Source organism: Endozoicomonas sp. OPT23 (assembly GCF_009653635.1).
Taxonomy (GTDB): domain Bacteria; phylum Pseudomonadota; class Gammaproteobacteria; order Pseudomonadales; family Endozoicomonadaceae; genus Endozoicomonas_A.
Genome location: NZ_PPFD01000003.1, coordinates 420,502 through 437,845, shown reverse-complemented (window position 1 = coordinate 437,845; position 17,344 = coordinate 420,502). Strand labels below are relative to the sequence as shown.

The 17,344-nt window shown below is 44.7% G+C and carries 15 protein-coding genes; 7 read left to right on the top strand and 8 right to left on the bottom strand.

Going from position 1 to position 17,344, the window contains the following annotated elements; all coding sequences use genetic code 11:
* Positions 1-10: 10 nt before the first annotated feature.
* Positions 11-2,725, bottom strand: a complete 2,715-nt coding sequence (locus tag EOPP23_RS07790; RefSeq protein WP_153765396.1) for a hypothetical protein — start codon at positions 2,723-2,725, stop codon at positions 11-13.
* Positions 2,726-3,203: 478 nt separating this feature from the next.
* On the opposite strand from EOPP23_RS07790, the gene nrdG reads away from it, so the two are divergent.
* Positions 3,204-3,719 carry an anaerobic ribonucleoside-triphosphate reductase-activating protein gene (nrdG, locus tag EOPP23_RS07785; protein WP_153765395.1) on the top strand — a complete coding sequence of 172 codons (516 nt, stop codon included), beginning with the start codon at positions 3,204-3,206 and terminating at the stop codon, positions 3,717-3,719.
* On the opposite strand, the gene EOPP23_RS07780 is transcribed toward nrdG, so the two are convergent.
* Positions 3,673-4,479 carry a hypothetical protein gene (locus EOPP23_RS07780; RefSeq protein ID WP_153765394.1) on the bottom strand — a complete coding sequence of 269 codons (807 nt, stop codon included), beginning with the start codon at positions 4,477-4,479 and terminating at the stop codon, positions 3,673-3,675. The genes nrdG and EOPP23_RS07780 overlap by 47 nt on opposite strands.
* Before the next feature lie 250 nt (positions 4,480-4,729).
* Between EOPP23_RS07780 and EOPP23_RS07775 the strand changes: the two genes are divergently transcribed.
* Complete coding sequence (locus EOPP23_RS07775; protein WP_153765393.1) at positions 4,730-5,647, top strand: AEC family transporter; 918 nt, start codon at positions 4,730-4,732, stop codon at positions 5,645-5,647.
* A gap of 54 nt (positions 5,648-5,701) precedes the next feature.
* Here EOPP23_RS07775 and EOPP23_RS07770 read toward each other — a convergent pair whose 3' ends face one another.
* Positions 5,702-6,619, bottom strand: a complete 918-nt coding sequence (locus EOPP23_RS07770; RefSeq protein ID WP_153765392.1) for a hypothetical protein — start codon at positions 6,617-6,619, stop codon at positions 5,702-5,704.
* 174 nt (positions 6,620-6,793) lie between these two features.
* Positions 6,794-7,477: a zinc metallopeptidase gene (locus EOPP23_RS07765; RefSeq protein WP_153765391.1), complete on the bottom strand. Its 684-nt coding sequence runs from the start codon at positions 7,475-7,477 to the stop codon at positions 6,794-6,796.
* A gap of 352 nt (positions 7,478-7,829) precedes the next feature.
* On the opposite strand from EOPP23_RS07765, the gene EOPP23_RS07760 reads away from it, so the two are divergent.
* The 3 genes from EOPP23_RS07760 to EOPP23_RS07750 all read left to right on the top strand — a co-directional run bounded on the left by EOPP23_RS07760 (position 7,830) and on the right by EOPP23_RS07750 (position 10,078).
* Positions 7,830-8,684 (top strand): SDR family oxidoreductase, encoded by an 855-nt coding sequence (locus EOPP23_RS07760; protein ID WP_370514707.1) that lies wholly within the window; start codon positions 7,830-7,832, stop codon positions 8,682-8,684.
* Positions 8,685-8,777: 93 nt separating this feature from the next.
* Complete coding sequence (locus tag EOPP23_RS07755) at positions 8,778-9,584, top strand: threonine/serine exporter ThrE family protein (protein WP_153765390.1); 807 nt, start codon at positions 8,778-8,780, stop codon at positions 9,582-9,584.
* Positions 9,584-10,078 (top strand): threonine/serine exporter family protein, encoded by a 495-nt coding sequence (locus EOPP23_RS07750; RefSeq protein ID WP_153765389.1) that lies wholly within the window; start codon positions 9,584-9,586, stop codon positions 10,076-10,078. The genes EOPP23_RS07755 and EOPP23_RS07750 overlap by 1 nt, the downstream gene beginning before the upstream one ends.
* Positions 10,079-10,130: 52 nt before the next feature.
* Here EOPP23_RS07750 and EOPP23_RS07745 read toward each other — a convergent pair whose 3' ends face one another.
* The gene (locus EOPP23_RS07745; RefSeq protein WP_153765388.1) at positions 10,131-10,799 is read right to left on the bottom strand and encodes a PaaI family thioesterase; all 669 of its coding nucleotides are present in this window, start codon (positions 10,797-10,799) and stop codon (positions 10,131-10,133) included.
* Between the two features lie 217 nt (positions 10,800-11,016).
* A complete protein-coding gene (locus EOPP23_RS07740; protein WP_153765387.1) occupies positions 11,017-11,277 on the bottom strand; it encodes a hypothetical protein in 261 nt (86 codons plus the stop codon).
* 69 nt (positions 11,278-11,346) lie between these two features.
* On the opposite strand from EOPP23_RS07740, the gene EOPP23_RS07735 reads away from it, so the two are divergent.
* Positions 11,347-12,966, top strand: coding sequence for a VRR-NUC domain-containing protein (locus tag EOPP23_RS07735; RefSeq protein ID WP_153765386.1), 1,620 nt, complete (start codon positions 11,347-11,349; stop codon positions 12,964-12,966).
* 45 nt (positions 12,967-13,011) lie between these two features.
* On the opposite strand, the gene EOPP23_RS07730 is transcribed toward EOPP23_RS07735, so the two are convergent.
* Positions 13,012-13,284 (bottom strand): hypothetical protein, encoded by a 273-nt coding sequence (locus EOPP23_RS07730; RefSeq protein WP_153765385.1) that lies wholly within the window; start codon positions 13,282-13,284, stop codon positions 13,012-13,014.
* Between the two features lie 11 nt (positions 13,285-13,295).
* Positions 13,296-15,980: a S8 family serine peptidase gene (locus EOPP23_RS07725; RefSeq protein WP_194842541.1), complete on the bottom strand. Its 2,685-nt coding sequence runs from the start codon at positions 15,978-15,980 to the stop codon at positions 13,296-13,298.
* 361 nt (positions 15,981-16,341) lie between these two features.
* Between EOPP23_RS07725 and EOPP23_RS07720 the strand changes: the two genes are divergently transcribed.
* The gene (locus EOPP23_RS07720) at positions 16,342-17,343 is read left to right on the top strand and encodes an AraC family transcriptional regulator (protein ID WP_153765383.1); all 1,002 of its coding nucleotides are present in this window, start codon (positions 16,342-16,344) and stop codon (positions 17,341-17,343) included.
* Position 17,344: the final 1 nt, after the last annotated feature.

The window sequence follows — 17,344 nt, the reverse complement described above, 5'->3', positions numbered from 1 at the left end:
AGGAACTTGATTAATACTTTTTACTGGGTGACTTGATGTCGGAAAGTAGATCCTTGGGTGGTCTTTTATAGCCTTCATCTGCAATCATTTGCTGCAACTTTGGATTGGCTTTAACCAGTTCCATATCTTTGTGAGAAAGGCTGTGTGTTGGCCTGGCAAGTCTGTTGTATTCGACATGATGCGTAAGCGGGTCAAGAACTTCCATGACAGGGGCTGATGTGACAGTTAACAAATCAAAGGTGTTCAGGTCTTCAGGCAAATCGAGTTCATCCAGCTGGTGTGTATGGTCAACCCGCACACTGGTTTCATTGCAAATTTCACGCTTGGCATTCTCTTTAAGCTGGTCATGCATGGCTGTCCAGAGGTTGGCTGGGTTACGGAATTTAAGTTCTCTTTCGAGATTTAGTTGTTTTGTCATGGGCTTTGTATTATGCCGTTGGGTGAAGTGCCCTCTTTTTCGGTGGTCTTTGAGATAGCCTTCGCCAGTTACTTCATTCAGGTCGCACATACCGTGAAGTAATGCAGTTAATCCTGACCTGAAGTCCCGGTTGACCCTTAATTCTTCAGGTAAACGCAGTGGCTCAAGTTGTTCATGTTCCTCAAACCTCAAGTCATCTACCATTGGGAATTCACCTTTATTTAATTCAGGGTACTGGCCTCTGGCAAAGGCGGGCATCCTGAAAGAGGTATGCAGGATGTGCTGATATAGCCAGAGGCGGTTGTCTGTTTTATCTGGGGCTTGGTTCAATTGTTCAATAGCTTTGGCAATTTTTTCGGTTGCGGGCCCGGGAAAGATGCTGGAAAAGTGTTTTCTGAAATGCTTAGCTGCTTGCTCAGGAGGGCTTGTAGAATTCAATAGCATTGAGGCATAAGTCAGTAACAAACGTTCCTGTTCACTGAATTGAACATTACAACTGCTTTCCAGCAGCTGACAGTAACTCTCGCAGGAGACAGCCATTCGCATGGCATCTTCAGGTGTTCTTGGGTTTCGAATGTCTTCAGGATTTTTTTTATTTTCAATACAATAGCTGAGCTCATTCAGTGATTGAGGTTTGTAAAAGTATTGATCGAGAAGGTCCTGACAGGTCTGGGTTGGATTCATAGGGTCTCGCACAGGCTGTGCGGGAAGAAACACAGTTTCATAGAGTGCAGGTAAAAGCTGATTCAAACCTCCACGAGCCTCTCTAGAATTGTGCAACATGAATGCTAATTGTTGCTTAAGAGGCATTCTAGACATCAGTATTTCAATGCTGGCTCTATTGATTCCCCAGTGTTTACAAGATTCAATCCAAGCTTGCGTATTCTCTGTCAGTAATTCTGCGAGCATAGGATAGTTGACAAGCTCTTCAGGAAGGATGTCGCTCAATTCTACTATTTCCTGAATACAACCTCTGGACGGGTCATAAACGACCATTGGTAACATAGGGTTGTGGGTTAAATTGTGTAACATTGGCTTTATCGTTTGAATGGCCTCTATTCTTGCCCCCAGGTACCAATAGATGGAGTGATCTTTCTTGAAATCTATAGGTGCAAGGTAGTGAAGGCAGCTTGAAATAGCGTAGGGCGTAATATCCAGAACTACGTGTTCATTGTGGGATTTCATGCTGTCTTTTAATAAATATTGGGCAGTGATTTGTTCTGGTTTTGTCCAGCCAGGGTTTATTTGATCAGCCAGTGGCAGCCAGTTTTTTACCCAGCCTGACCAGCTGTCTTTGTGTGCATTTACTGAGAAATAGGGAGGGCGGCAAGGTGTTTTGTCCAGAGTGGCAAAGTGACTTTCCCGTTCTTTCATAGCTCTGCCAAGCGCAGAAACAGATGCAAATCGACGGCTTCCCCTCCTGACCTCATCATCAGCCATTGCTTCGACTTCGTCTTGGCTCTTTCCTTTAAACTCATTTGACAGAACATTTTTCGGAAATATGGCCGTAGACGTCAATTGCTCGGGCTTAAAGCAGAAAATGACCCCGTCATCTCTATAGAGCATTGTTTTACAGCCTTCAAACAAATGAGTGACTGGCCGGTTAGTCTCCATTGTGGAAACATCATCTTTATCAAGCATTTGTTTTTGAATTCTAACGACTTGCGCCAGAGAGTTTTTCTGATCTTCAGTAGCATCGTTTCCGATACAGCGAACGGGCAGCCCTCTGGATAAATCCCGGAAGTTCTCTCGAATCTCCTGAACATTCTTGTCTTCAGGAGCACACCTCACTACGGTTCCTACAGACAGAGGGGGGGAGCAACCAAATGCTTTTATGACTGGAGCGCTGGGGCGTGTCGGAGAAGCTGATGTTCCCAGATTGAGTGGATTAGGAACGTAATCTCTGACAGGTGGCCGGTTAGGATATGGCTTGTCATTTCGAGGTTCTCTCCAGGGATGAGGGGGCAGGTGTGAATGCCTGTAGCTCTGTGATGCCGAAGGCTGGTTCGTAGTATGTGTCGCCCCTCCAACAGCCCCGCCTGGTTGAGGTCGGTAGTTGGTATTTTTGGAAGCCGTGAGAAGTGATTTACAGCACTGGATCAATTCCTGATTCTCAAGAGTGAGTACTTTTCTTTCGCTTAATAGAAGGTTTGGGAACGGAACCTGATAGTAGTTACATTGCCTTTCAAGATACTTAATAAGTCGAGTTTCGCTTTCAACAAAATCTTGATCTGTGTTGACCAGTCGAACCTCAACTTTTGAGTCTTCTTTCATCCCCACTCGATACTTATACTCGCCTGCAGACATTTTGGTTATGTTCTCGCAAACCGCCCGCAGTGTATTCGAATTGACTGGATCCATGGAAAAACCGCTCAGTATCAAATATATAGAGTTATTTCGCCCGCTGAGCCCCATCCTTCAGAGCCTATAGAGAAATAATGGCTCTTTAGCTTTGTGCTATTTTTTCTATTCCTGAGTTGAGTAGAAAATAGTGATAAACAGGTATAAACGGTTACTGCTTCATTCTGCCGTTATTCTTCTTCTGATAGCCTCTGTGCCATGGTACAGAAGCTCAGACCATGAAGTACCGGAACCTTAAGGTTCGTTCTCTGCTCGCAGGTCTGATAGCAAAATTTTCGATTCTCTTGATAGGGTTGTTTTATAGCGTTAAGCAGGTTTTGGGGATTAACCTGGGGCTCTGTGCTTTGGTCGTTAACCTGATGGTACTCTTTTTAGTAGAATACCTGACCTCTGTTTATTACAGGTTTCAGGCTTTATCCGACCTATGAATTACCTGCAGTATTACCCAATCGATGTTGTGAACGGTGAGGGCACTCGCTGCACTCTGTTTGTCAGCGGCTGTGAACACCTTTGTAAAGGTTGCCATAATTCGTCCAGCTGGGATGCTTCCCAAGGCCACCCGTTTACTGAGAATATGGTCGATCAGATATTGCGGGATTTGTCTGATAGTCGTATTCATCGTGATGGCTTATCTCTTTCTGGTGGAGATCCTTTGTTTCCAGCTAACCTCAGTGACATTCTTCATCTTGTTCAGCGGGTAAAGGCTGAACTGCCGGATAAAAATATCTGGCTCTGGACAGGTTACCTTTTTGAAGATTTGTCCCTGCTTCAGAAAGAAGTCGTTCGCTATGTGGATGTATTGATTGATGGTAAGTATGAGGAAGAGAAAAAAGACCTTTCTTTACCGTGGAGAGGGAGTTCGAATCAGAGGGTAATAAAGCAACCATCATCTCTTACTGGAAATAAGAACTATATCCATTGGGTTGGGCATAAACCGTAGAGAACAAAACTGCGGTAAGAGATGCAATAAGATGCCACTCATAGCCATTGACCAAAGCTTTATATGTACCATGAAAATTGGTTGATGCCTCAAGCTCAACTGAATTGTCACCTCTCTGGAAGCAGCAGAATAAATTCCATGGGGAGGTTTTCTGTTTTTTTCTTTCAGAATCCTGGTCTGGTGAACTCTGAAGGTGATCAGTTGCATTTGGCTCTTTTCTCGCAGGAACAACTGTATAGTAATTGATCTCTCCCTGGTGGTTTATTGATATTGATGTTTGACTACCCCTTCCAGGCGTTATTGTGATGGATGCTGAAAAACCAGACCCTTCTTCAGTTATGTCTAATGTGTAGGTTCCGAGCTGACTTGAAAAGCTTACTAAGGTAAATGAGTTCAGTATTTGCCCTGGTGACTGATGGCTATTGACTGAATAATATTGGGATATGATTAAAGCCATAGCTGCAGTGAAGCCAATGGTAAAAAAAGCAGGTGGATGATTGCTGTGAATTTGAGAGGCGAAAGTGTGGAAGACAGGTGAAGCTTCTATCGAGGTGAATGAACGGGTTTTTTCCCCAACAGAGTACTGAGTCGTTCCACGATCATCAAAAGTAAAAGTAAGTTCTTCTCTTCTTTCAGAATTTTGATCTGAGTCCCTGTAAACAATGTATTTAGGGTCTTTTATTCCATTCGCTGTCAAAAACACTGAATAGACATTCGATGAGAACAGGATGGCTAAACAAAAAAATAACTTTAATTTCATTATTTGTGTAGAAAGTTAATATGTTCATGTGAAAAATAGTAGATAAGATGAATATGTAAAATTTTAAACTGGGCAGTCTTCAGGTGACAACTTGAAACAGCTTCAGACAAAACTCTGGATGAGTACTGCTTCATGGTAGTTATCGTGTGATTTTTTCTGTTTGCACTCCAGAGCCAATGAAATATAACCCCCACTGAGCTATGGTTGGCAGCAATAATAATGCTTGTTTCTCAGGGATAATAAGAAGTCTATGCAAGCTATTCTGGATTCGTTGCTGCCGATATTCTTGCTCATATTTCTGGGCTATACCTTCAAACACCTGCGCTTTCCCGGAGAAGGGTTCTGGGAGCAGGCGGATCGTTTTACCTATTACGCGCTTTTTCCTGCACTGTTTATCTACAAGTTGTCCAATGCCGATCTGCAAGGGTTTGAAGGAACTGCTTTTATCAGCAGCTCTTTACTGGCTGTTGCCATACTGACGACGATTCTTGTTGCTCTCAACAGAGCATGGCTGCACTTTTCAGGAGCTGCTTTCACATCCGTATATCAGGGCGCGCTTCGCTTTAACTCCTATGTTTTCCTTGCACTGGTCAGCTCGCTCTATGGTGATGAAGGTTTGATATTGGCTGCGTTTCTAATTACTTTCTTTGTGCCGATTATCAATATCTGTTGTATCAGTATTTTTTCGATCTATGCGAGTCAGTCAAGTCTGTCTCCCATGTCGTTTATTCGTTCGATTATCAAGAATCCGCTGATTCTTGCCTGCTTTGCAGGGGGAGCCATTAATGTTATAGGTACGGGAATCTGGTCGCCATTAAACCAGACCCTGTCAGTGTTAAGTTCAGCAGCTTTGCCGTTGGGGCTTCTATCGGTAGGGGTGGGCTTACATCTTGATCAAATAAAAGCCGCCAAACTGGAGATTATTATTGCCTGTCTGTTTAAATTATTGCTCTTTCCAGCAGTGATAGCAGGGGTTGCGATGCTTCTGGGTGTCGAAGGAATAGCACTTTCTGTTCTAGTATTGTTTGCTGCACTGCCAACAGCCTCAACATCACATATTCTGTCCAGAGAGTTGGGCGGAGATGTAAGACTGATGTCGGCCATTATTACACTACAGACTGTGATGTCTATGTTTACGCTGATGGCTGTGCTCAGTGTTGCAGTATGAGTGTAAGCACACTTACTTTGAGTATTTAACAGCAGTAATTAGTTAAACAGACTCTTACATTGGAGTAGCACCACCCTGTTGGGACTGTGGAGACTGAACAAGCACAGCAAAGCTGGAAACATTGATTTGTACGACAAACTCACGAAGAAAATCTGTCAGTTGATTTACTGTCATGCTGAAAGACCCAGAATTTGGGCTGTGCAAGTCCACAGAAAACTCTGATGAATCAGAAAAAACGGGTTCTGCGACCAAGAGAGATATCCCTCCTGTCTGTAACTGGGCAGCAAGTGTAAGAGTTTGCCCTTCACCCAGTGCAGAGCCTGCCAGGGCATAGAGTTCTTCGTGAGATGTGTCCGAACGGCCCAGTCTTCTCTGTATTTGAACTTCTGCTCCATGCTCGGTAATGAAATTATCCCACGACTGCCCAACTGATGCATGAGAGTCCTCCTGTTTTAGTGTTGTACTCAGATTTGTCATATGAACCAAGGCGTTTTGAGATTGCGCAGCGGTTTGTACATTAATCTGTTGGGCGATGGTCGTGTATATTGTATTAATCCTTGATATTTGGCGAATAATTCGAGCTGCCTCTTCTGGTGCTATATCCAGTTGCTCAGAAAGTGAAACTATAAAGGATTGAACTGCTTCACTGCCGGTTATTCCGAAAAAGTTCGTCAGTATGCTTAATCGATGTGTAACTGGCACTAACAGTAAACAGTCATTCAGCGTTATCTCAGAGGAATCAGAAGGAGGTGTTGCTGCAGCGATCTCGTCCTCTTCTCTTTCAGTATTAGATTCATACTTTGACTTTACCTCTCCACCCTCGTCACTATCTGGATCAGCAAGACGTAAATCAGGAATACCAAGGTCGCTAACAGAGTCCGAATTTATAGCGCTTCCTTGAAGGTTTACAACAATATCGTATTTTTTACAGTCTCCATTTTGGCACGACCAATGTTCGCCTTTCGGTTTCATCTCTTTGTTGCAGTCGGTGCAATTAGGTTCAGAAAGGGCTGATAGAGAAATTAGAGACAGAATCAGATACAGCCATAAACGACAAAACCTCTGTATTATCTGCATGCTATCCAACCTGTAATCAGATGTATGAGTTTTTACAGGCTAGTACAGACCAACAAAGGCTGCGGCTGATTATCGTCTAAGAATGGCTACCCAGCGTGCAAGATTGACCACACTGGCCAGAGCTGCTGCGACATAGGTGTATGCAGCGGCTTTAAGAACTTCGTTGGCGGCAGGTAGGTGTTCATCAGGCAGGTAGCCTTCCGAAAGGATGGGCAGAGCCTTTTTAAAGCTGGCATCAAGCTCAATGGGCAGGTTAAGAAATTGAACCCAGATAGCAGCCACCATACCACTGATGCCGATAAGAGCAGTCAGCAACATACTGTGAGGCGCCCGTGTCAGCAGAAAAATCAGTGGTGAAATCATTAGAGCGATAGAACTGAACTGCTGAATACTCACAGCCAGACGAATCCTTTTTTCTCTGCGTAAAAAATCAGGGTTGTTTTCCTGATCCTGCAAAGCATGGCTGGTTTCATGTGCAGCTATTGCAACAGCGGCGACGGAACGGCCTTCGTAATGCTGGGGTGAAAGGGAAATCAGCTTTCGGGAAGGGTCATAGTAATCTTCACCCTGCCCGCCTTTCACAACCGTAACACCGCTAAGCTCAAACCTTTCAATTAGATGGTTGGCCAGCTCTCCACCTGTACCGGGCATAGCTTTCAGGTTTGAACCATGTCGATTGAGTGTGCGCTTTACCCAGTACTGAGGAGCCACAACCAGCAGAATGATCAGTAGCCCCAATAGTGCAAAATGCATTTAATCCGTCCTTTTACTTTTTATTATCTGTAGCTGGTTGAATTAAAAAATGGCCTGCTCACGATATACGGCAGCCAGAGCTTTCAGAACCACCAGAATCAGAATCAATCTGGCAGCCCAGTGCATGTTTTTTACGTCTTTCAGAAACTGGATCATTTTTGCTTATTCCCAACAGAACATCTGGAGTATTTATACCATAACCAGACTATTCACTCATGTGGGTAGATGCTCTCTTTACAGTCAGTAGTTCATTCTGACTAGTTCGCCGACGGTAGGTGAATACAGCCATCCTGATGTTTGATAACTATTATTCCAAAACTCTAAATATAAAAATAACAACAGGGAGAGTGCTGTGTCGGCATTTAAAGAACGCACCCTTGAAGGCAAGGTTGCATACGTTGCTGGTGGAACCCGTAGCTTTAATCTGGAGATCGCCAAGCGATTTGCAGAGCAGGGCGCCAAAGTAACAGTAATGAGTCGTACAGTTGACCGTACCGAGTCGGCCGCTCAGGAAATTCGTGACATGGGCGCTGAAGCGCTTGGTCTGCCAGGTGATGTACGCGACTACGATCGTGTTTATGAAACCATGAAAATCACCGCCGAAACCTTTGGTGGCATTGATATCGTGGTGGCTGGTCAGGCTGGTAATTTCTATGCCCCAGCCGTTGGCATGAGTGCCAATGCGTTCAAATCCATTATTGATATTGACCTTCTGGGAACGTTTAACGTATTCAAAGCCTCTTTTGATTTCCTGAGAAAGCCGGGAGCTTCTCTGATGGCGATTACTGCGCCTGAAGCGGTACGCCCTATGCCTTATCAGACTCATGTCTGTTCTGCCAAAGCTGGTGTAAACATGCTCTGTAAAGTACTGGCTATTGAGTGGGGGCCAGAAGGTATCCGCGTTAACGGTATTTCACCTGGTCCGATTGAAGGCTCCTGGGGAATGGAAAATGTCATCCTGAAAAAGCCGGGAATGTACGACGCAATTAAAGAAGGAACACCGTTGAGACGCTGGGGAACCAGTGATGAAATTGCCGATGGTGCACTGTTTCTGGCATCAGAAGCATCCAGCTATATTACCGGCACCATTCTGGATATTGATGGTGGTGTCACCATTCAGACTCTGGAACCGGAATCAGGTACCAAAGCGACCCAAAGCTATGACGAAGACCCTCGCATTCGTGGTGCAGGTCGTGGAGATCGATAAGGTTTTATTGGCTCGCGTTGACAGGTATCAGCTAAGCGACCTATGAAAACAGGCTATAGTTCACAACTGATTTAATCTGCCTATGCTGTTTTCATGCCTACTGAACCTGCCGAAAGGCCGGTAGTTGCCCGAGGTAACTACCGGCATCGTGAATGCTCCAACCTTCTTCTGGATATCGCTGAATTGCTGATGGCTTCCGGCGCTCACACCGAACGGGTGAACCGGAACATTGTCAGAATCGCCAAGGCCCTTGGCTATGATATTCAAGCCTTCTTCTCCTTCTCTGGTGTCACCCTGACACTGACTAATGATCACTGTGATGACTTTGAGCATACGGCCTTTCGGCGTATCAAAGGTTATGGTGTGAATATGAGTGTGGTATCTGCAATCAGTCGTTTGAGCTGGAAAGCAGGTGTTGATGACATGACGCTTATCGAGATTCGCACAGAAGTAGAGCGGATCAGAAGCATTCCCCATTATTCAAAGATCAAGCTGGTCACCATGATCAGCCTGGCTGGCATGGCATTCTGTCGTCTGGCGGGTGGAGAGCCATTGGCAATGCTGTTGGCCGGTGTGGCAACAGCACTGGGCTTCACCACCAGAAATGCACTGCTGCACAGAGGCTACAACCTTGCACTGAGTGTTGGTTCAGCGTCGTTCATTGCCAGCGGTATCAGTGGCATTGGTATTCCACTGGAGATTGGTCAAAGTCCGGAAATAGCAGTAGCCACATCGGTGCTCTTTCTGATCCCGGGCGTTCCTATGATTAATGGCATTATCGATTTGATGCATGGCCATATCACGATTGGTCAGGGGCGAGCCATGCAGGGTGTGGTGATCGCCTTTTCCATCGCCATGGGCATTGTGCTTAGCTCTGGCCTGCTGGGAGTGAATCAATAATGACCTGGATACTGTTTGAAAAATGCCTGTGGGCAGCTCTGGCGGCTATAGGTTTTGCGACACTGTTTACTGCACCTATAAGAGTGTTCTGGGCTACGGCGCTACTGGCCGCTCTGGGATACGGCTTGCGCGGAATCACACTTCATTACGGTGGAGACTTGCTTTCAGGCACTCTGATTGCGTCTTGCACAATGGGTTTGCTGGCCATTCAGATTGCTCACTGGGTTCATACGCCCACCACTGTATTTATGGCTCCGGCTGTAATTCCCATGGTTCCCGGTGTGTTTGCCTATCGCTCGATGATGGGATTAATGGAGCTCAGCCGAGCTCAGGAAGCATCCGCTGATCTTCTGATTCTGGCGGTGGGAAATGGTCTTAACACTATCTTTGTATTATTGGCGCTGGCTATTGGCGTATCGCTGCCATCACTGCTATTCAGAAATCGCAGCGTTAAGGAAATACGGTTTATAAATTCGAGAAAGGGAAGAGTGTAAAGACTGTTCTCCAGCAGCTAGAACTCATTCCCTCAAGCAGAAGGCTATGTAATTACATAGTCTTCTGATGAATCTGCTCGACAGACGCCTTGCTCAAACGAATAAACAGGCACTTGCAGGAAGCTGTGACTTCACCATTGGCTCTGATTTCAGCGGACATAACGATCTTCCGGCCTTCCGACTTTTCCAGCCAGCCAAACAGCTCCAGATCGGTATTGAGCGGCGTCATCTTATGATAACGAATGGATAGTTCGCCGGTTACACCAGGAGTGCCGGTGGTTTTCTGACCTACCCCGAGAAACTGATCAAACAGTGCCGCTACATGGCCGCCGTGCACCGTATAAGGAGGGCCTTCGTAACGCCAGCCCATATTTACTCTGCCATGAACGCCTTTGTCATTAATCCATGTGGTTAGTGGTGCTGCCAGCGGGTTGCATCGGCCCTCAACAGGGCCTAGCTCATATCCACGGTCGTTGAAAGTTTCTTCTTTCAGACCTGAGCCCTCAAAGCGCCCGTTAGTTAAGGGTGTTTCTGCCAGTTTTTCTGCCGCCGCTTCCAGTTGATCGGCTAGCTGGTTAAGAGTGTCTTCCTCAGCGGTACAGATCACAAAGTTTTCAATCATCTTTCGGGCGGCTTCTGCGGCACGACGACGGGCTGCCCAGGTAGGTGATTCCGGCGTTTTCCATTCAGGCTTATCGTAGGGAGCGTTGGAGTCTGACATTTTATTGTTATTCTTCTTGGAGGCATTTTTTTGAGAGTTAGGAATAACTTAAAGAAAGAGCTGTTTAGACGGCATGACCCTAATGGATTAGGGGGCGCTTACGTTAAGTAATTACGTCAGATAATCGTGTTAGGAAACTATGTCAGGAAAGCATGTCAGGAAAGCAGGCCAGGCAATCAGTATGAGCTAACGTCTTGATTGCCTGAGGAGTGGGTGTTCAGCCCATCCAGGGTGTTTCAGGCAGGGAGTCCAGATTTTTGATGTAGCGGTCGCCATCAAATTTGGCATCGTTCTGGATTACATCAACAATCTCTACAGACAGGGCACAGGCGATATATTCCATCGCTTCAGGACGTTCCATGCCAGACATGGTCAGCCTGAACAGGGTTTCCTTCACGCGAGGAGGGTTATTCTCGGTCAGCTGGTTTTCAACAATCTCTATCAGATGCTCTTCGGTGACCAGATCTTCTTCAGACATTACTGCAGGGTGCCTATCCAATAAATGAGCTGTTAATCTTAGCTGGTTATTTCAGCTATTGGCAGTGGCATGGCGGCAGAACCGGCGAATATTCCCGATGATTATTACCTGACCAACTTTCAGTTGTTTCTCGGGTTTGTGGCTGACCAGTATGATGATCTGCTAAATGCTGAAGAGAAGTCTTTTCTGGAGCACTGGTTTTCTCTTGGTGATGAACCTAGAAAACTATACGTAAGGCTGATCAGCCGAAAAGGGCAATTCTTCAGGGCAGACAAACTCAGCTATGAAGAAATTGATCGTCTTGATTTTGCTGCTCAGCAGTTGGCTGATCAAAGGTTGCTTGTTATCAACCCTGCTTTAACGGTTAATGAGCTTGCCGGATTGTTGACTAAGCCCGAGCTGGTAAAACAGTTTCGAACTCATTTAAATGGGCATCAAAGTAAAAAGAAAAGTGAACTGGTATCGATACTTGTTGATCAGAATATCACTGTTCCAGAACTGCCATTTATTGTCTATAAACCGGAATTCACTCTGGAAATTACTAGCTTTAAATTCCTGTTCTTCGGCAATCTCTATCAGAATCTCACCGAGTTTGTATTGAGTGATCTAGGGATTACCCAGTATGAAAAATATCCATTAAATAAGCAGAATCGTTTGTTTAAAAACAGAGAGCAAATGGAAGAAGCTTTGGCGTTGTCTGAAGTGGCAGCCATTGCAGCGGAAGCTGAATATAATCGTGATACGGGAACCTTGATATCTCTGGTTGATGAGATTCCAGCTAAACCAGACCAGTCTTTGATGTTGCGGCGTTACAGCCGGTTGATAAACCGTGTAGCCAGAGAGCTTGAACGACAGCAGAGTTATTCATCAGCGCTTGAACTCTTTCAGCAATCCAGCATGCCGCCGGCCAGAGAAAGAATGGCTCGTATTCTGGATAAGAAAAGTGAGAATCAGGCTGCAATCAGAGTTTGCCAGCAAATAATTGAGCAACCTTTCAGTGATATGGAGTTAGCTTTTGCGCAACGCTTTATCAGCAAGTTCAACGGTGAGAAGCCGAGGCGCAATCGGCGTCAGTATCCTGAAGTTTATATTGCTCTGGCAGAGTCTGACCAAAGAGTTGAACTGATTGCTTTGGATTACTACCAGCAACAGGGCTGGCAGGCATTCTATGCTGAGAACAGTCTGATAAGCGGGTTGGCTGGTCTGTACTTCTGGGACGTTATTTTTGCTGATATCAAAGATGCTTTCTTTCACCCTTTTCAGTCGGCACCTGCCGATTTAATGACTAATGATTTCTATCAAAAAAGAAGTCTGCAAATTAAAGAAAGAATTATTGAAATTAATCAGAACAGTTTTAAATCAAAGGTTATAAAAACATACCGGGACAAACAGGGTATTGCTAACAGACTGGTGCATTGGTCTGTGCTGACTGAAGAGATGATTACTCTAGCCTGTGATTTGATTCCAGAGGAACATTTTAAAGCGGTATTCGGTAAGCTGATGTTTGATATTGCCCATAATCGAACGGGCTTTCCTGACTTGATACTGTTTAAGCCTGAAACAGGTGAGTATCGGTGGTCTGAAGTAAAAGGGCCGGGTGATAAACTGCAGGAAAACCAGAAACGTTGGCTCGACTTCTTTACCGGGAAAGATATTCCTTTTGAAGTATTGTATGTGGAGTGGGGCTGAAGCCAGAGAGGCTTCAGCCCAATGCATAGTTATACTACTTTGACACTATTCTGATTTTGCTTGCGCGCTGGACTGGCATACCGTTTCCAAAGCGGAATACAGATTGTCAGCCGATTGATTCATAGCACCTTGCCTATCAATCCACATAAACCAACTCCCGTCAGCATTGGGGCTTATATAGCCAAGGTTCTGGCCTGCACTGTTCATTACATGATACTGCTGACCATTATCAGACACTTCAGCTGTGCATGACTCCTCTGCTCTTAGGAAAGAGCAGAATAGTACTGTCAGGACTGCGACCAGTTGTAAGTATTTCATTCTTTCACTCCTTAATTTATTTGCAGAACGACAGGGATTTCCTGAATAGTTGCAACACCATCAGCCTGCACTCTTAAGCGGAATGACAGTTTATGAGTACGCGAGTCGTTGAAAATACCTTTATTGAAGGTCACATCAAAACTAATGTTGTCTCCTGGATTCACATTTTTTATGGCAGAACCATTAGGAGATGAAGATGAGTCTGTAGGAACGATGCTATGAATAACTCTGGCAAAGTCGCCATAGGGCTCTAGAGTAACACTGAGGTTTTTGGTGGTGGAATCGAGGGCTGCAGTGACAGCATCAATAATCTCGGCACTGTTTCTTGAGAGTTTGAATGATTGCCCTCCCGTATCAGAAGTTATACTAAGAACGTCGTTAATATCACCGCCCGCCTGCAGACCAAATACCCTGATTCCTTTATTTTTGAGCGTAGTTACAACCTTGCTACGGCCTGTTCCTGGATATTTTGAATCAATGTCTGAGTCATGGAACTCGGCATCAGTAGCAAGGAAAATTACAGGAAGAGCTCCGAGTCTCCAGCCTGTGGCAGGCAGAGCAGTTTGGTAAAGAGCTTCTAGCTGGCTCTCAGGAAAATCATTGCCATTTTTAATAGTCAATGCGTCGAGAGTATCACTGACCTGAGAGCTATCTGAGGTAAGAGGAAGGTCCAGTCTGAATTCATAGTCGTAACTTGACTCTGACAGACTTTCAACGATGGAAGGTCCTGCTTCAGGTGGTTCTTCTGATTCCTCTGGTTCCCCGGGTACATAAGGACCTGCTCCGTATGGAGCTTGAGGAAAGTCACTGAAGCTGGTTATTCCCATGCTGACATTTGTGCCACTGTTACTAAATGCTTCTACCAGACTATTGGCTTTGTCTCGGAATGTTTCAATATCATCGCTGTAACTTCCGGACACATCCACAGTAAACATAATATCGACTTTATCGAAGACTTCGCTTTTTCCAGGAATAGTAATATTAACGGTTTGAGTAATTTGATCTGTGCCGGCAGGGATAGCAACAATAACTGGATCACCTTTTGACAATGTTTCTGAACCTAGGTTGTCAATTGCAGCCTGTACAGCTCCTTCAACATTAAGTCTTGCCCCTTTACCGCTATTTGCGGAAGATTCACTATCGGATAGCGGACGTGTAAATACTGACTCACCGCTTTCCAGTACAACTTTATTTTCAACAGGAAGCGCAGAGCTTCTCAAAAGAGACTTAATAACAGCTGGAGTCAGGTTAGGGTTAACAGATTGCATAAGTGCAATAGTCGCAGACACAAGAGGTGTCGCATATGACGTGCCCTGTTTGACGCCGTTGTAGCCGCTAATGCTTCCTGCCGCAGCAAGGTCAACTTTCCGACCAAAATTTGAGTAAGAAGCTCTTTTAACATCAGTACTAATGGCTGCATCGAAACAACTGCTGGTTGCTTGCCTGTCATCTGTATTCTCTGAGTCAGAAGATAGGGTTCCACCGGAAGTATGTGCAGAAACAACAATCATCTGCGGGCTGTCATACCCTGAAGGCAAACGACTGTTACTCTCAATACTGGTACGACCATTACCAGCACTGGCGACTACAACTGTTCTTGGGTATTTCGATTCGAGTTTGATAAAAAATCTTTCAATTACTCTTTTATATACATCAAACAAGAAGGCTGGGTAGACATTGTCGGTAACAGAGTTTCCATCACACTGGTTTATTCCCTGCTTGTGAATACCCCAGCTCCAATTGAGTACCGATGCACCGGCTTCCAGTTGTTTTTCAGCACTGGAAAGCAAACTGAAAATACCTGAAAAATAACTACTGGTGCCTTGGGTTACAGAAATGTTAGCACCACCGTGGTAGTCAGAAAGAGCACTAAGTAAGCCTGCATTACCAGAGTCCCCTAGTTCTGCCGCTATTAGCCCCGTGACATTGGTTCCATGAACTGATGCTTTATGAGGAGCGTAAATAGTAATGTTTCCGGTTGATGCGTCGCTGTTCAGGTAGCCATCAAAATCAGCACTATTGAAATCAACGCCAGATTCTGAAGCACCTATTGTCATGAAAAAAGGCAGTATTTTATCGTCTGCTAGTGTGGGGCTGACTTTACTGGCATAGAGTTCTGCACCCTCAGTAACCCTGTTGCGATCTCTCTGCTGTCCGAACTGAGCGTCGGTTGACCAGTCAATAGCATCATTACTGACCTCAGTGTCTATAACCACAAAGTCCACAGAGGTATCAGCTTCCAGAGTTTTTATTTGTGCCTGTAAGGATTCAAGGTCATCAGCATTTACTTTTATCTGCCAGCCATTTAGCAGGGCTATTCGGCCAATAACTGAACCATCTATCAGACCTGCAACTCTGTCCGCTTCAGTCTTGCTGTCTTTAGCTGGAGAGAGAACGGCTAATACATAGTCAATAACGACCTTATTACCTTCCTCATCAGCAACGATTTTATTCTGCTTCGGGGCTCTGACCCCAAGATCAGAGACAGAAAACAGAAGGGTGTTAGAGGTTGTTTTGTCCGTCTTTAGAGACAAAGGACCTGATTTGGCATTTTCAGGAACGACGAAAGTTACCTGATTATTTGAAATTTCGGTTGGTGTAATAACTGTCCCGGAAAGGGTCAGGCTTGTAGAGTTAGGGATACTGTCAGCGGCTTTTAGTGTGACAGTGTCACCCACCTGTGCATTTGCGGGCACAACTTCTGTTAGCAGTATAGGAGACAAGGTCTCTGGCTGGTTTCCACTCTGGGGTTGCCCAGATTCTGGAGTTTGCGCGCTACTAGAAGAACCACCGCCACCGTCACACGCTGACAGAAGTGAGGCTAGCATACACGTCAGGAGTGCTTTCCTGATAGGAATCATGTCTTCAACATCCTTGTTGGCAATATTTTATTTTTAAATCATACGACAACGATATATTGTTTAATTATTGTCCTGCAGGACATGATTTTACTAAGATTTACTCCAAAAAACAGTTGATGAATCTGGAAGTAAGGTGATCAATTCGGACGGATCGCTGTGTTGAATTTATGGCAAGTAGCATGGATGTACTAAGTCGATGACTAATTATGTAATCAACTTCATGATTTACCCACTATTGGATTATGCATATGAAACTGGAGTGGATTTTGCTGAGCTGGGTGGTGAGATTGAGTCGATCAGACAGAACCCTGACGAATATACAGAGAGTCCTCTGTTTTGGGGGCTGATAGAGAAAATAGAAAGTAGTTGTAAGGAGGGGAATGCCTCACTGAAGTGTGCTGAAAAAAGAACTCCTGTGTCTTATGGTTTTACCTCTGATATGTTCAAACTAGAGCCTAACATGAAGGAAGCTTACCGATTAGTCTGTAAATATCTGCCTATTAAAACGGATCTTGTTGATTTTGCTATTATTGAAAATGAAAAAAATTGTGAAATCATTCTATTGATAAAGCACGATGAACCTAAAGTGGTGTCCTTTCTGCGTGAGTATATATTTGCTGCAGAGATGCATTTTATAAAAAGTTTAAAGTTATATAATTCACCATTTGAATCTATCCATTACTCACATTCCCTGAAGAAAGGTAGTAGGCGAGAATACTTCGAACGATTCTTCGGCTGCCCCGTATATTTTGATCAACCCCGAACAGCCATAGTTATAAATGATCAGGCCAGATTAATAGGCCCCTATGGCTTCGATACTGGCATTAAACAGTATCTAATTGATAAAGCTGAGCGACAGTTAGCTATCTTTCAGGACGAATTCTTACTGGCACAGAGAGTGAAAAATACTATCAATAGCCTGTTACCAAATGGTCCTGTTAGGCTTGAAACCGTAGCTTTATCTCTAGGGCTGACTGAAAAAACATTACAAAGATCTTTGAGGAAAAATGGTACGGGTTTTACCCAACTCTATAATGGTGTTCGTATGGAGTCTCTGGTTGGTCACATTAATAGAGGTGTGGCCTTCCAGAAAATTGCTTCTCTGCTTGGCTTTAGTGACGCCAGAGCTTTGAATCACTGGTTCAAACAGCAGAAAGGGATGTCACCATCAGAGTATCGTGAGCAACTAAAAATGTAAC